13 protein-coding genes and 1 tRNA gene are annotated in these 14,188 nt (G+C 65.8%); 5 read left to right on the top strand and 9 right to left on the bottom strand.

Annotated elements, in window-relative coordinates; all coding sequences use genetic code 11:
* Positions 1 to 27: 27 nt before the first annotated feature.
* Positions 28 to 2,136 (bottom strand): penicillin-binding protein 1C, encoded by a 2,109-nt coding sequence (gene pbpC, locus AAFG16_RS26455; RefSeq protein ID WP_342730039.1) that lies wholly within the window; start codon positions 2,134 to 2,136, stop codon positions 28 to 30.
* A 125-nt stretch (positions 2,137 to 2,261) separates the two neighbouring features.
* Positions 2,262 to 7,466, bottom strand: coding sequence for an alpha-2-macroglobulin (locus AAFG16_RS26460; RefSeq protein WP_342730041.1), 5,205 nt, complete (start codon positions 7,464 to 7,466; stop codon positions 2,262 to 2,264).
* A gap of 401 nt (positions 7,467 to 7,867) precedes the next feature.
* Here AAFG16_RS26460 and AAFG16_RS26465 point away from each other — a divergent pair.
* A tRNA-Arg gene (locus AAFG16_RS26465) sits at positions 7,868 to 7,944 on the top strand.
* 314 nt (positions 7,945 to 8,258) lie between these two features.
* Positions 8,259 to 8,585 (top strand): hypothetical protein, encoded by a 327-nt coding sequence (locus AAFG16_RS26470; RefSeq protein WP_342730043.1) that lies wholly within the window; start codon positions 8,259 to 8,261, stop codon positions 8,583 to 8,585.
* Between the two features lie 237 nt (positions 8,586 to 8,822).
* On the opposite strand, the gene AAFG16_RS26475 is transcribed toward AAFG16_RS26470, so the two are convergent.
* Entirely contained in the window at positions 8,823 to 10,109 is a 1,287-nt protein-coding gene (locus AAFG16_RS26475) for a hypothetical protein (RefSeq protein WP_342730045.1), read from the bottom strand.
* Positions 10,110 to 10,260: 151 nt separating this feature from the next.
* On the opposite strand from AAFG16_RS26475, the gene AAFG16_RS26480 reads away from it, so the two are divergent.
* Positions 10,261 to 10,488, top strand: coding sequence for a DUF2171 domain-containing protein (locus AAFG16_RS26480; protein WP_283079321.1), 228 nt, complete (start codon positions 10,261 to 10,263; stop codon positions 10,486 to 10,488).
* A gap of 116 nt (positions 10,489 to 10,604) precedes the next feature.
* Here AAFG16_RS26480 and AAFG16_RS26485 read toward each other — a convergent pair whose 3' ends face one another.
* Both AAFG16_RS26485 and AAFG16_RS26490 read right to left on the bottom strand, forming a co-directional pair.
* On the bottom strand, positions 10,605 to 10,823 hold the full coding sequence (locus tag AAFG16_RS26485) for a hypothetical protein (protein ID WP_283079322.1): 219 nt from the start codon (positions 10,821 to 10,823) through the stop codon (positions 10,605 to 10,607).
* A gap of 273 nt (positions 10,824 to 11,096) precedes the next feature.
* Positions 11,097 to 11,246: a hypothetical protein gene (locus tag AAFG16_RS26490; protein ID WP_283079323.1), complete on the bottom strand. Its 150-nt coding sequence runs from the start codon at positions 11,244 to 11,246 to the stop codon at positions 11,097 to 11,099.
* A gap of 237 nt (positions 11,247 to 11,483) precedes the next feature.
* On the opposite strand from AAFG16_RS26490, the gene AAFG16_RS26495 reads away from it, so the two are divergent.
* Positions 11,484 to 11,645, top strand: coding sequence for a hypothetical protein (locus AAFG16_RS26495; RefSeq protein ID WP_283079324.1), 162 nt, complete (start codon positions 11,484 to 11,486; stop codon positions 11,643 to 11,645).
* Between the two features lie 123 nt (positions 11,646 to 11,768).
* Here the strand turns inward: AAFG16_RS26495 and AAFG16_RS26500 are convergent, their stop codons facing one another.
* From AAFG16_RS26500 to AAFG16_RS26515, 4 genes are all read right to left on the bottom strand, one after another.
* The gene (locus tag AAFG16_RS26500; RefSeq protein WP_342730048.1) at positions 11,769 to 11,951 is read right to left on the bottom strand and encodes a hypothetical protein; all 183 of its coding nucleotides are present in this window, start codon (positions 11,949 to 11,951) and stop codon (positions 11,769 to 11,771) included.
* A gap of 106 nt (positions 11,952 to 12,057) precedes the next feature.
* Positions 12,058 to 12,798: a hypothetical protein gene (locus AAFG16_RS26505; protein ID WP_342730050.1), complete on the bottom strand. Its 741-nt coding sequence runs from the start codon at positions 12,796 to 12,798 to the stop codon at positions 12,058 to 12,060.
* A 174-nt stretch (positions 12,799 to 12,972) separates the two neighbouring features.
* Entirely contained in the window at positions 12,973 to 13,191 is a 219-nt protein-coding gene (locus AAFG16_RS26510; RefSeq protein WP_342730052.1) for a hypothetical protein, read from the bottom strand.
* 76 nt (positions 13,192 to 13,267) lie between these two features.
* Positions 13,268 to 13,504: a hypothetical protein gene (locus AAFG16_RS26515; protein ID WP_283079327.1), complete on the bottom strand. Its 237-nt coding sequence runs from the start codon at positions 13,502 to 13,504 to the stop codon at positions 13,268 to 13,270.
* A gap of 266 nt (positions 13,505 to 13,770) precedes the next feature.
* On the opposite strand from AAFG16_RS26515, the gene AAFG16_RS26520 reads away from it, so the two are divergent.
* A complete protein-coding gene (locus AAFG16_RS26520; protein ID WP_283079328.1) occupies positions 13,771 to 14,118 on the top strand; it encodes a DUF6481 family protein in 348 nt (115 codons plus the stop codon).
* Positions 14,119 to 14,188 lie beyond the last annotated feature (70 nt).

A 14,188-nucleotide genomic window follows, 5' to 3' on the forward strand; every position in this document is an offset into this window, starting at 1 on the left:
CCATCGCTACAACCGCTTAAGCCAGGGTCATTGAATTCGAATGACAACTGTGTCCGCGGCGCCCGTGGCATCGATCACAGTGAGCCGTGCAAAGCCCGGGCCGGGCGGATCGATCAGGCGCTGGCGGCGGCCGTCGATCTCGCCGCGCCAGGTTCCGTTCACCATCACCGTCATGGGCAGGACACCGCCGGCGACCTTTACGGGCATGGCGGCGGCCTCCGAACCGCCGGAACGATCGACATCGATGCGCGAGCCGTTCAGCGGAAACTGGATGTGCAGCGCCTGCTCGCCGCCGGTGCGAACGAGTTCCCCGATCGGGCGGAACCGCCGCAGCGGCAGCGGCAACTTGGCGTTGCTGGCCACCAGGGTTCCCTTGGGCGGCTTCGGCAGCGGGGTCAGCGTCTTGCCGGTGCGGGCGAAAGCGTCGAACAGGATCGGCGCGGCGGCGACGCGCCCGATCAGCCCGGGAACCGGAGCGCCGTCGGGCCGGCCGACCCAGACGCCGATGGTCATGCGCCCGTCGAAGCCGACCGACCAGGCATCGCGATAGCCGTAGGAGGTGCCGGTCTTGAACGCGATGCGGTTGTGGGCGGCATTCTCAGGCGGCGGCGTGCCGAGCAGCACGTTGCCGACCTGCCAGGCCGCGGCCTGGTCCAACAGTCGCATCGGCTCGCGGTCGTCCTTGGCCGCGATGACCTCGCGCAGCGGCTTGGTGGTGCCAAGCCGGGCGAAACCGGTGTAGAGCTGGGCAAGGTCCTGGAGCGTCACGCCGACGCCGCCGAGGCCCATCGCTAGTCCCGGCGCCTCGTCCTTGGGCAGAACGAGATTGCCGCCGGCCTGGCGCAGCCGCGAGGCCAGCCGGCTCGCGCCGACGCGATCGAGCAGCACGATCGCCGGGACGTTCAGCGACAATTGCAGCGCCTTCTTCACCGGCACCGTGCCCTGGAACGTCATGTCGAAATTTTCCGGCGCGTAGGAGCCGAAGCGAACCGGACGGTCGTCGATCAGGCTGTCGGGATGAACAAAGCCGTCTTCGAAGGCGAGGCCATAGATGAACGGTTTCAGCGTCGAGCCCGGCGAGCGGACGGCGCGGGTTATGTCGACCTGCCCTGCCCGGCTGTCGTCGAAATAATCGGCTGATCCAACTCGCGCGAGCACGTCGCCGCTCTCATTGTCGACCACGATGATACCGACCGAGATGTTCGGTCCCAGCGCAATGGCGCGGTCGCGCGCCAGCGGCTCCAGCACCTTCTGCAAGCTCGCATCCAGCGTCAGCTTGATGATCGGCGTGTCCTTGACGGTCGCGAGCGCGGAGTCGGAGGCGTGCGGCGCCAGGATCGGCATCGGCTTGCGCAGTTTTGGCACGGGCGCGGCCTTGGCTTGCGCCGCGTCCTCGGAGCTGACGACATGCTCCGCGACCATGCGATCGAGCACCCGATCGCGCGCCTTGCGCGCGGCCTCGGGATAGCGGTCGAGCCGGCGCGTCTCCGGCGATTGCGGCAGCGCGACCAGCAGCGCAGCTTCGGCGAGCGAGAGCCGCTTTGGCTCCTTGCCGAGATAGGCGATCGAGGCGGCGCGGATGCCTTCGAGATTGCCGCCGTAAGGCGCCAGCGCGAGATAGAGGTCGAGGATCTCAGCCTTGCTCATGCTGCGCTCGATCTCGATCGCGCGCACGATCTGGCGAAGCTTGGCATAGAGCGAGCGCTGCCGCCGCGGCTCCATCAGGCGGGCGAGCTGCATCGAGATGGTCGAGCCGCCGGACACGATTTGGCCGCGCGTTCCCAGCTGCAACGCGGCGCGGCCGAGAGCGAGCGGGTCGAGGCCGTTATGGGCGTAGAAGCGCTGGTCCTCATAGGCGAACAGCAGTTTCAGGTAGGTCGGATCGACGTTCGTTTTGGCATCGACCGGCAGCCGCCAACGGCCGTCGGTCATGGCGTAAGCGCGCAGCAATTTTCCATTGCGATCAACGACCGTGGTGGAGACCTGCCGCGCTTCGTCGAGCGGCAGTGGGCCAAGGGAATAGACCCATGCGACGAACGCACCGATGCAGAGGATGAGCGTGAGCGCGAGCGCAGAGAGGATACGAAGGCCCCAACCCCTCGCTCCGTCATGGCCGGGCTTGTCCCGGCCATCCACGTGCTTGCCCGTGCTCCCAAAGTCCGTGGATGCCCGGGACGTCTGCGCGAAGACGCGCTTCGCGCTCTTGCCCGGGCATGACGACGGAGTTTGAGGCCGGTTCGGAGCGTCAGTCATCCCACCACTCACTTCGCCGCTCGCACCTCAACCGTTCCCGTGCCCGTCCGGCCGTAGCGCGAGGGGTTGTACATGTCCTCGACATAGGCCTGCGGCAGCACGTATTTGCCCGGCGAGACCGCGCGCACGACATAGGCGACCGTGAACACCGCCTTGGAATCCGAGGCGCGGTCCACCGCCGCGGTGAAGCGGTCGTCGCGGAACTCGGTATCCTCGGGCTCCTCGCCGTCCTCGATCCAGTCCAGCGTGCCGCTGTCGCCCGACGACACGAGCTTCGGATTGTCGATCTCGAGACCCGCCGGCAGATAGTCGGACACCATGATGTGGCCGTACTCTGGCTTCGCTTCCGTGATCTTCAACACCACGGCGAAGCGATCGTTCTGCTTGACCTTGCTGATATCGGCGGGCTTGCCGTCGAGGGTGAAGTAGTTGCGCTCGATCTTGAACCCGGCCGAGGCGGCCGGCTCCGGCGTGACCGGCGAGCCCGACACCGAGACCACCGCCTGCACCGGTGCGTCGCCGGTGTTGGTGATCTTCAGCGGCTTGCCGCTCAGCGTGTCCGCCTTGTAGCTGCGATACAGCGCGGTCTTGACCGGCTGGCCGTCGACCTCGATAGACAGGTTCTCCTTGGCAAGCGCCCTCGCCGCCAGCACCAGCCACGCATTCTCCTGCGTGGAGGTGTACGGCGTCAGCCCGCGCGCGGTCTCGACCCGCGACACCGCCTGCGTCAGCGTCGCCTTCGGCGCGTTGCCTTCGCTCGCGAGCGAGACAAGAGCCGCGGCATCGCGGAGCTGCGAGCCGTAGTCGGTGCGGCCGAATTCGAGCACCGGCTTCGGCGCCAACGAGTCCAGAGCCGCGCCATACACCCGCTCCGCGCGGTTGCGGTCGCCGACCAGCGCCAGCGCTGCCGCGAGCTGCGACTTCGCGATCGGCGTTGCGAGATTGGAGAGCTTGGCGTCGGCGAGATAGCGGAGATCGCCGATGGGCGCTGCGCCATTGCGGGCGAGCACGTAGAGGCCATAGGCGAGATCGCGGCCGCCGTCCTTCTCCGGCTCGTTGCCGTTGACGACCGAGTTGCGGATACGGTCGAGCGCGTTCTTGAACAGCACATCCGGCACCACAAACCCCTTCTCGCGGGCACGGGTGAGGAAGTCCGTCACGTACGCATCGAGCCAGGCATCGTCGCCGCCCGCCGACCACAGGCCGAACGAGCCGTTGGAGCCCTGGCGGGCCAGCAGCCGCTCGATGGCGTCGCGGATGCGCTGGTCGACCTCGGTGTCCATGGCGAGATGCGCGCCGGCCGCGAGCTCGTTGACGTAAAGCAGCGGCATGGCACGGCTCGTGATCTGCTCCGAGCAGCCATAGGGATAGCGATCGAGCGCTTTCAGGATCGTTGCCGCATCGAGTGCGGTCGACAGGCTGGCCGAGACCGAGACGCTGCCGGTACCCGGCACGAGGTCGGAGAACATGTCCGAGGTCAGCGTCAGGCTCTCGCCCTTCGCCAGCGTACGGATCGAGCGCCGTGCCAGCACCTGCGTCGCTGCCTTGACATCGAACGCATAGTGGCGCGCCAGCGCAAGGCCGTTCGGTCCCTTGATGTCGACGTCGAGCGTCGCCTGCCCCGCCGCGGTCGCATCGAGCGCGAGCGAGAACGAGTTGCGCTGCTTGGCGGCGAGTTTCACCGTAGTCGCGGGATTGCCGGTCATCTTCACCGGGCCGCCGGTCTTGACGTTGATGACGTAGTCACCGGCCTGGCCCTCGACATTGTCGATCTCGAGGTTGACCGTCCCGTGGTCGCCATTGAGCAGGAAGCGCGGAAGGGTCGTGGTCAGCACCACGGGATCGCGGATCACGACGTCGGTGTTGGCGCGGCCGAGTTTGGTCGCGGTCCACGCCACCGCCATGACGCGCGCGGTACCGGCGAACTCCGGAATGTCGAAGCTTACCTCCGCAGTGCCGTCGGCGCCGACCGTCACGATGCCCGAATAGAGCGCCAGCGGCTTCTGCGCAGGCGGCGAGCCCTGGAGCTCGGCGGCCCCGGCATCGCCGCCGGATTTGATCTGGCCGCGCGTGCCCGACATGCCGTCGATCAGCTGCCCATAGAGATCGCGGATCTCCGCGGTCAGGCGGCGCTGGCCGAGATAGTAATCGTCCGGTGCCGGCGGCTTGTAATTGGTGAGGTTGAGGATGCCGACATCGACCGCTGATATCACCACCTTGGCATCCTCGCCGGGATTGAGTCCGTCGAGCCTGACCGGGATCTTCAGCGTCGCATTGGGGCGGATCAGCGCCGGCGGCGTCAGCTTCACCTGCAGCGTGCGGGTCTGCTTGTCGATGCCGAACCATTTCAGGCCGATCGCGCGGCCCGGCATGCGCTGGGCCGCCGCATCGAGCGGACGGCGCAGCGTTGCCACCACATAGGCGCCGGTGCCCCAGTCCTTGCCGACCGGGAGCTTCACCTGCGCGGTGCCTTCCCTAACGTCGATGGTCTGCGTCGTCAGCAGGCGGTCGCCGAGCACGTTGACGGTGAGCTTGCCGGCGGAGCGGACATTGACCGAGACCGTCATGGTGTCGCCGGAAGCGTATTGCGGCTTGTCGATCGAGGTCTCCAAAAGGTCCGGCGTGTCGGCGCTGCCGTCGGAATACCAGCCGACGTCGAACTGCACCGAGGTCACCGGGCCGTCGGTGTCGTTCGACTTCACATCCAGCCGATAGCGACCGGGCTGCGGGCTGAGCGAGATCCGCGCCGGCTTGTCAGCTGCGATGATCACGTCACCGTCGGCGACGCGCGAGGTCGACTTGACCGGCTCATACTCCCAGTAATTGTTCTGGCGATACCATTGGTAGCGCGACTCCATCTTCAAGAGCTCGTAGCGCAGGCCGTCGCGGCGCAGCCTCTCGCCCTCGGGCGAGACGAACACGACGTCGAACTCGGCCTTGTCGCCCTCGGCGACGTTCTTGTCTGCGAATAGCGGCTTGATGCCGATCTGCGCGGCGGTGGGCGCGACCGGCAGTACCAGCTTGCGCTCGACGGCGCGGCCCCCCGTCTCAACCATGCGGACGAAGATCTGCGCCTCCTGCGGACGCGTCGAGGCCGGTTGCTTGTCCAGCGTCACCGGGAAGGTGGCGACGCCGTTGCCGTCGGCCTCGGGCAGGTTCTCCAGCGGCGTGCGCTCGTTCGAGGTGGTCTCCTCGTCGGCGACGCCGAACTGGTAGCCCGCGAAGCCCGGACGCTCGCTCGCGGGCGCGATCAGCATGTCGCCCTCGAGCGCAAGGCCCGAGGCCGGCGCGCCATAGAGGAAATGACCGTTCGCCTTAAGCTCCACCGGAGCGTTAGCTTTGATCAGTTTGTCCTTGGCGGACAAGTCGAATTCGATCCGGTCAGGGACGTAATCCTCGACCATGAAGGTGGTCTCGCCGACCGACGAGCCCTTCGGATCGGTGAAAGCGCGCACGCGCCAGGTCCCGGTCGGCACGGCCGAGTTGAGCGGCACGGACAGCGTGCGCCCACCGGCGCCCTGGTCGGCCAGCACGGCGCGGCGGTATTCGACGCCGTCGGGGCGCTCGATCACCAGGGTCAGCGGCCCGCCGCTGACGGCATTGCCCTGCCCGTCGCGCAGCAGCGCTGTCAGGAACACGGTCTCGCTGGAGCGGTAGACGCCGCGCTCGGCATAGACGAAGGCGTCGGCGCCAACGGGCACCGCGCGGCCCGCAACGCCGCGATCGGACAGGTCGAAGGCCGAGGTCTTCAGGCTCAGGAAGGCATAGTCCGCCTTCTCGCCGGTGACGGTGAGCAGCGCAGGCGACAGACCGCCCTCGCCGCGCGCGAGGCCCGCCTCGAACAGCACATGGCCGGAATCGTCGGTCTTGCGGGTCGCCAGGATCTCGTTGTTGCGCGCGACCAGCCGCACCTCGGCCCTGCCGACCGGATCGGTCGAGGCCAGCGAGTTCACGAAGACATGGATGCCGTCATTGCCGGAATAGGCTGTCACCCCGAGATCGGAGACGATGAACCATTGCGTGGCGAGCTGGTACTCGTCATCCGAGCCCGGGCCCTTGGCCGCAGCCGTCATCACATAGACGCCCGGCTGGAGCTCGCCGAGGGCCTGGTCGACCGGGAATGCGGTGGTGACGTCCTGGTTCAAGGTCATCGCGGTGGCGAGCTCGCCGGACCAGACCTTGACGCCGCGTTCGTCGCCGAGGTCGCCGAGCTGATATTTGGTCAGCGTCTTCTGGAAATCGCTGTCCACCACCGTGTTGATCAGGTTGCGGTCGCCGATCCGGAACACGTTGATGTTGACCGCGGGCGTGTTGACGCTGACCACGGGAATGCCGCGCTGGCCGGTCCTGGGCAGTACATAAGCGCGGCTGGTGAAGCGCACGAACGGCTTGCGGTCGCGCACATAGATGTTGAACTCGGCCGATTTCGGCAGGCCTTCCTTGACGGTGGACGGCAGGCCGGCGCGCAGATTGACGTTGTAACGCTCGCCGTGCTTGAGCCCGTCGACGCAGAGCTGCTTGCCCTCGGCCGACAGCGCCGGCTTGTCCTGCCCCGCCAGCGCCAGGAACGGCGCGAAATCAGTGCGTTTTGCCAATTCCTCCGAGAACTGGAAGCAGGCGCGCGGGCTCGCCGAATCCGAGTCCACGGTGTAGTCGAGCAGCCGGAATCCGTGCTCGTCGCGCAGCTTCTCATACTGGCCGCGGACATCGGCGACCTCGCGCGCCTCGAGCGACAGCCGCAGCGCATCCAGCGCCGGCCGCCACAGCTTGCGTTCGGCGAGCGACTTGCCGAGCACGGCGAGCGCATCGGCCTCCTCGCCCGGATTGCCGGCGCGCTGGTAGGCGATGTAGGCGGCGGTCGAGGCGCGCTCCAAAAGGAACGTCTGCTCGCTCGAGTTCTTGGGCCAGATCTGGGGGATCACCTTGGCGAGCCGCAGCCAGTTGCCGGCATCTTCCGGCGAGGTTGCGGCGATCTGGCCGAGGACCGACAGACCGGTGCGGTAGTCATTGCGGCGGAAGGCGGCGTCGGCGTCCGTCTTGAGCGTCGCATTGGTCTTGGCGACCGGCCCTGCCTCGCTCTTGATCTGGGCCTCCAGCTTGATGGCGGAATCGGCGAGATCGTCGCGTTTGAACGCCTTGTCGGCGGCCTGCGCGGCCGAAAGGCCGAGCGCCAGCGTGGCGCAAAGTGTGACGGCGCGAACAAGACCGATCATGATGGACTCCCGGAAAGCGCGGACGAACGCCGCGGCAAATGAAATGCGCGGAAAGGTGACGGACTCAAGGCGATGGAACCGAAGGTGCAAATCGTCGCATTCGCCATGACAAGGCAGGCCCAGAGGAGACCGGCCGCGATATCGCCGCACACGCCGTCCTGATGGCGCAGCAACACCTAGCCAGTCGACCGGCAGCCGTGTCCCGGAAGCTCCTCAGCGCTTCCCGGCGATGTGAACCATCGTCCGTTGCGCTGCCGCTCAACCCGGCACCCTGACACCCCGCCGTTCCGCTTTGTCGCGGCTCGGGGGAAATCGGTTCGGTTCAGACTTGGCGAAACACCAGATTTTTCATATTGGCATGTTAGATGAACAGCCGGCCCCGAACCGGGGCGGCTCGAGACGGTCCCGTAGCTCAACTGGATAGAGTAGCGGATTTCTACTCCGCGGGTTGCAGGTTCGAGTCCTGCCGGGATCGCCAGTCTTTCCACAATCCACACGCCACGATGCGCGCTCGTTGTTGCAGGTCGCAAAAAAACGGCCCCAGCACGAATTGCCGGAGCCGCTGGAGGCCTCGACGGTAATGGGGGCCGCCAAGGCGCACGCAGGTCTAGGATGATTCGCTCATAGGGTCTGTATACCTTTGGAGATAAGCGGCACAATTGTCCCGCTGTCTGAGTGACCGAAACGCACCTTGGCTTTTTCACACCTACGACAGGAAGTAGCTCGCCATCGTTTGGCGCCGCTAGGAATCGATAATTTGCGGGTTGCTGGCAATGTCGCTTTGATCACGGCATGCCCCGCCCGATCAGACGACACACACCGACGCACGCCGACGGCCGGCCACTCAAGATCACGTTCGGCGAGATGCGCGAGATGGGCTTGTGCGGTGTCCTGGTCTACTGCCATTGCGGGCACCACGTTGAACTGGATGCGGGCCGCTGGCCGGACGAAATGCGGCTGTCCGACCTCGAGCTGCGGCTTGTGTGTCAGGGCTGCGGATCACGCGGCGCCGACGTGCGGCCGGACTTCGAGCGGGGTGATAGCCGGCTGGCCATCATTGGCCCATCGATCTCGATAGAGCCTGGGAGGCCGCCAATTGTAAGGCGACCTTACTGTTAGAGGTCGATCTTTAGTTTCACCATCGCAAAGGCAAACAGCCCTTCAAAACTCACGAAGGCAGCAACGATCAAGGCAGCGAAAAAAATCTGATTCATGGTGGGTCTTCCCCCAAGGTGGCACGGATCCTAAGGATTTATGGTTAACGAAGCCTTGAGCTCGCAACCGGAGCCAATCTTCCCTGCAAGACCCGAATTCCCGGAACGTCGTCCCTAAGCTGAAGCAACAAGCGAGGACCGGTCACACCTCGCCAAGATCAACCTGATGCGCCCGCCACCACCGGGCGATCGCTGCGGCCAGCTCATTCCACAGCTCCGTCGGCAGATCAGGCACCGCCACCCGGACGCTGTACTCATCCGTGGTCGCATTGTGAAACCACTCGGTCGCGGCGAAATCGAACCCGAAGCTGCCGGCGTGACGGATCGGAAAACCGGCCCGGCTGAGATCGCGGCTCATGGCCTCGGCGGCTTGCCGCGCGCCCGCCTCATCGAAGGGATGCCTGGGACGGAGCGTGACATAGAGCCCGTGGGTGAAGTGGAGCTCGGCCGAGAGCGAGGCGAGCTCGCGTGCGAAATGCCGCGCCGCATGACGGCCGTTGCGCAGGATGGCTGCGACGCGCCGCTTCGTCAGGCTCCAATAGGCCGAGGTGCCCACAAACGGGGGGAAATGCGCCGGCAGCGCCGCGCCGCCGAGAAGCCTCACGGCCTCGCGCATCTCCGCCGCGAGGCGTTCGGAGTTCAGGCGTCTTGCCTGCGCACCCGCCTCGCTTTCGGCGACGAACACCGCGGAGCCGAGGCGCCCGTATTCCGCGCCGAGCGAATCCAGCTTGGTATGGCTTCGCACCATCACGACCGGGATTTGATATCGCCGCGCCCAGCGCAGGACGCGCCGGATGCGGCCCGACCGGCCGGCAAAGCAGGTCGTGTCGAAGATCAGGAGATCGAGCCCCGAACCGTCGCAGCGCAGCGCCGCTTCGAACACGCCGGCGGAAACGCAGGAATCGAGCAGGAGAATTCGCGGCGCGCCCGCGCCTGCCAGGGCATCGCCCGGCGGCAAGCTCAACGTGACGAGCCGCAAATGCGGGACAAAGCGCTCGATCAGCTCCAGCGTCTCGCCGTAGGAGCCCGGCAGCACCACGATGTTGCCCGTGGTGACGAGCCTTGCCGAGGCGAGCAGCAGCGCCGCGATCGCGGCCATGCCGGACGCGGTGTAGATGGCCTCGCTGGTGCCACCGCGCTCGGCTTCATAGAACGAGGGGCCGCTCACCTTCAGATCCGCGCGCTGGTAGTCGTAGCTGAATGCGAACGGGCCGCTGGTCGGACGGGCGCTCGCCGACCAGGATGTCTCGGTCGCCTTCCAGTCCGCCAGTTCGTGCTCGGCACGCAGTGCGGCGGCCAGCTGGAATTTCGCCGCGATGACCTCGTCCACCGAGCGCGGACAGGGCACGTTTCGTGGGCCTCTCAGGCAGCCGTTCAGGAGCCTGATCTCCTCGTGCTTCCGCCCCAGATAGGCCTCGATGGTCTCCATGCGACGCTTGATACGATCCCTGATGCGACACTCGATACGACACTTGGCAAACTTCGATCATGTTCAACGTCCGGCGCGGACCTGAGGTCCAACGCGCCGCTCTTGCAACGAAGACGCACCCGCGTCGTTGGGATCGTGCAAGGAGGACATCATGAGCCAGATCAGAGAACACATGAAAATCATCGGCAAGGACGGTGCAGATGTCGGCACTGTCGATCGCGTCGAGAGCAACCGGATCAAGCTGACGAAGAAAGACAGCCCGGAGGGTCACAAGGACCATCATCACTACATCGACATGAAATATGTCGGCGCCGTCGAGGGCGACATCGTGAAGCTGTCGGTCAATGCCGATGCGGTCCCGAAGACGGAAGCCGCATGACGGCAAGCCTCGGGCCTCCTGTCTGTTCACGGTCCGACTCCGCTTCGTTCGCGCAAAACGAATCGCGATCGCGAAATCAGCTCTTCGCAGGTCTTAACATCGGATTGCCGCGATCCTCATGCGGAGCCGCTCACCAGCACGGGTCGCAACCGGTAGGCATCGATCGCGGCGTTCGACAGCAGCAGTCTGCGCCGTTCTCCGCGCAGCATCATGCGGTCGATCTTGTTCAGGATGAAGCGGGCTGACTCCTTGTGCTCGCCCGTGAGCAGGCCGGACTGGTCGAGATATCTCCAGGCGATCTCGAAGCACTGTGCACGCAATTGAAGGTCGGTCATGGCCGCTCAACGTCGGCGCGGAACGAATGTTCCTGCGCCAGTCGAGCGCGCCGCTTGCGCAGCAGCGTACGCAACGATCGGCACTGCGGTTATTGGCAAGGGATCGCGGAACGAGATCGCGACCACGGCGTTGCCTGCAACGAAATCGAGTGGTGCCGACCTGCCTGCCCCGGTCGGCTTTGAAGGACCCCGTGCTTGTCCCCCGAGCACGGGGTTTTTCTCATGACGGGCCCTCGCGCGGCGCCCCGGCCGCGGTCATCCGCCCAAATGCAATCAGTCCGTCTCTTCGTCGCGCCGCTCGCGGGCGAGCTGGTGCCAGGCCAAGGCGAGCTGGATCAGACGTTGCCGGTCGTCGCCTTCGGAGGCGGCGGCCTGCTTCATCGCGGCCTCGGCTTCGTGCTGTGGATCGTACTTGGTACACATGCGCCCCACCCTAGCCGACCGATCTGGACAAGCGGATGGCAATTTCGTCCGTATCATTGCGGGTTGACGCTCTGGTCGCTCGGACTTGCTCCGACTCTCGGTCGGATGACGAAGCCGTGAAGCCCGGGATCATTCGGACCGATCTGTGAATTGCGTCACAGCGTGGATCCGCCATCTCCGCTAAACAGCCCTTCGACGCTTCCAGAAGCGTAACGAGGGCATGGTGTGTTTCCCGTCATGACACAAGAGACAGCATCCGAAGCTGACGTCCCGGCGCCGCGACAACGCTCCGACCTGCTGGGCATCGCTTATCTCGGGACCATCGGCATCGTGATGCTGGCCTGGATCTGCGGCCTGGTCTGGGCCGCCATGGCGTTCTTCAGCTGGCTGGTGTCTTGATCCAGCGCGCGATGACGCGCTCCTAAAGCGCGATGAGATCAGGATGAATCGTCATCGCGCTTTAGCTTGTTGTTTGCGCATGATCTTTTCGGAAGACCGCTGCGCACTTTTCCGGATCATGCTTTAGAACAGCCAGTGCGCGAACTGCGCCAGCTTGATCCCGCCGCACACGATCATGGCCCAGAGCGCCAGACTGATCTGGATTGCATCCAGCATGTCCACATTCCCCCGCGAATCACGTCCCGACTTTTTTCTTTCGAGAATGCGCGAAGCGGCGAGGCGCGCCAGTGATAATTTCGGGGTCATTGGTGTGCGCCGCCGAACCGGCGGTGACAGGCCGCGGCGAGATGATCCCCAAAACAAAAGAGGCGGGCCTTAAGCCCGCCTCTTCGATTCAAAGGCCGTTTGACCGTCAGTAACAGGCGCGGGGATCGGCCTGTACGTACTGGCCGTTCGGATAGCGGTAGTAGCAATTGCCCTCGGCCAGATAGTAGCCCGGGCGCGAGGCCGCCGTGGCGCCGGCGATCGCGCCGGTGGCGCCGCCGATCACGGCGCCTGCGGCCGCACCGGAGGCATTGCCCGAGATCAGGCCGCCGAGCACGCCGCCGACGATGGCGCCGCCGAGCGCGCTTGCGCCGGGATCAGCCGGCGGCGGAGGCGGAGGTGGCGGCTCATAGGCGACCGGCGGCGGAGCATAGGCCACCGGCACGTCGTCGTAATATTCTTCCGAGATGTAGGCGGGCGGACCGGCCATCCGCTGCGGATAATAATACCAGACGCCGCCGACGTCCCACCACCAGCCGGAGCGGCCGTTGTGGACCTCGTGGCGCCAGCGCCCGCCGTCCCAGGCGAGATTGCCGCGATAGGCGTGTCCGCCCCAGTCGCGCGCCGGAGCGGGCCCCCGGGCGTAATTGCGGCCGGGCCCCGGGCCGCCGGCGTGAGGCGGGCCGCCAGGCTGTCCGGGGGGCCGCGCGGCCTGCTGCGGCGGCGGCCCCTTGCGCATGTTCTGGGGCGGCGCACCTGCGCCGGGGGCCGCCTGCGGCTGGGCTTGCGGTCTCGGCGGCAATGAGTCCTGAGCCTGCGCCGAAAGCGCGACAAGGGACATGGCCGAAACCACGGGAATGATGATCTTCATGCGGCTGGACGCACTCATGCGTGCTTGACCCCCTACTCTGTCGATTGCCGTGGTCCCTGGCGCGATAGACGATTCGGCTCGCGCCCGGCTGATGCCGGCTGACATAACTGATCTGCTTTGATCGGCTAAGTCCCGTTACAAATGTTTAAGATCAGGGCAATTTTTGGCCCTGCGGACCGTTGCGGACCGCTTCTAGCGGGCCGGCTCGATCACATTGCAATTGGTCCGCCCGGACATCAGGCAATCCTGCATCTTGCTGGCTGAGGTCAGATCGCGGGCGAGCCACCAGCCGATGCCGAGGATCAGAAGCGCGATGATCAGGCCGGCGATGGCGCCGCGGCGGTTGTCGCCGGATGGGGAGCGTGGCGGGGTTCTGGGTTTCTCGCCCGGTTCGGGCTTGGAGTCGGACATGGTGACCTGATTGCACGGGCGAGCCGGCTTTATCACCTCTGCGGCGTGGCGTCACATGCCGGCAAGCCCTTGCTGCTCAACCGCGGGTCTGGCGGATCGCATCCTTGCGTGAGGTCTCGACAGCCGGGATCGCCTGGTGCGCGCGGGGCGCACAGGTCGTGAGCACGAAGGCCGTCTGGCTGCACTCCCAGCCGGCGCCCAGGACGGCGTTCTCGATCGGCTGCGGACGGGCAAACAGCAATGCGCCCCCCGCCAGCGCCGCCACCACGAAGGTGAGCGCAAGCGCCTTGAGGGTCAGCCGGAAGATGGTCATGCCCGTGCTCCATCTCGTACCGGGGCGGACGCTAGGCGTGGCGTCGTGCGCCCACTATGAGGGACATCACAATTCGGCAGTTTTTCCGGGCTACGAGAGATCGTCGGGCTGGCGATTTTTCGTCTACCTGATCGGCTGCGATTATGGGTGGCTTCGCGACGCGCGCCGATGTACACGCTTCTGCGTCGCGTGGCGCCTGCTATGCCCAGCCGACGTACCAACAGGTATTGATGTAGGATTGAAAGCGAGGAAGACAAGGCTCGTTCATGAGTGGATTCAGGGAACCCGGCTTCGCAGACCGGCAAAAGGCGGCGCAGGACGCACGCAAAAATCTTTTGAACAAATTCAAGTCGCAGCCGGGCCACGACGATCCGGCGGTCGCGGCACGACGCGCCGAGCGCGAGGCACTCGCAGCCAAGCGCGCCGAGGCAAAAGCTACGCGGGAGGCCGAAAAGGCCGAGCAGAAGCGCCTCGAGGAAGAGGCCAAGGCCGCTGAAGCCGCGCGGATCGCACGCGAGGCTGAAGAAGCGATCGCGAGGCAGGCTGAACTCGAGGCCGAGCAAAAGGCCAAGCGCGACGCCCGCTACGCCGCCCGCAAGGCCAAGCGCAAGTAACGTTCACAACTCACGTTTGCTTGAGCTGAGACCAGTCCGGGGCGGTCCAAACGACCGCCTCCGGACATTC

Source organism: Bradyrhizobium sp. B117, from assembly GCF_038969555.1.
In the GTDB taxonomy this organism is placed as follows: Bacteria; Pseudomonadota; Alphaproteobacteria; order Rhizobiales; family Xanthobacteraceae; genus Bradyrhizobium.

Coding starts and splice junctions, on each gene's coding strand:
- AAFG16_RS26520 (WP_283079328.1), top strand. CDS start 13,771: ATGAGTGGATTCAGGGAACCCGGCTTCGCAGACCGGCAAAAGGCGGCG.
- AAFG16_RS26510 (WP_342730052.1), bottom strand. CDS start 13,191: ATGTCCGACTCCAAGCCCGAACCGGGCGAGAAACCCAGAACCCCGCCA.
- AAFG16_RS26490 (WP_283079323.1), bottom strand. CDS start 11,246: ATGTGTACCAAGTACGATCCACAGCACGAAGCCGAGGCCGCGATGAAG.
- AAFG16_RS26505 (WP_342730050.1), bottom strand. CDS start 12,798: ATGAGTGCGTCCAGCCGCATGAAGATCATCATTCCCGTGGTTTCGGCC.
- AAFG16_RS26480 (WP_283079321.1), top strand. CDS start 10,261: ATGAGCCAGATCAGAGAACACATGAAAATCATCGGCAAGGACGGTGCA.
- AAFG16_RS26470 (WP_342730043.1), top strand. CDS start 8,259: ATGCCCCGCCCGATCAGACGACACACACCGACGCACGCCGACGGCCGG.
- AAFG16_RS26515 (WP_283079327.1), bottom strand. CDS start 13,504: ATGACCATCTTCCGGCTGACCCTCAAGGCGCTTGCGCTCACCTTCGTG.
- AAFG16_RS26500 (WP_342730048.1), bottom strand. CDS start 11,951: ATGACCCCGAAATTATCACTGGCGCGCCTCGCCGCTTCGCGCATTCTC.
- AAFG16_RS26460 (WP_342730041.1), bottom strand. CDS start 7,466: ATGATCGGTCTTGTTCGCGCCGTCACACTTTGCGCCACGCTGGCGCTC.
- AAFG16_RS26475 (WP_342730045.1), bottom strand. CDS start 10,109: ATGGAGACCATCGAGGCCTATCTGGGGCGGAAGCACGAGGAGATCAGG.
- AAFG16_RS26495 (WP_283079324.1), top strand. CDS start 11,484: ATGACACAAGAGACAGCATCCGAAGCTGACGTCCCGGCGCCGCGACAA.
- AAFG16_RS26485 (WP_283079322.1), bottom strand. CDS start 10,823: ATGACCGACCTTCAATTGCGTGCACAGTGCTTCGAGATCGCCTGGAGA.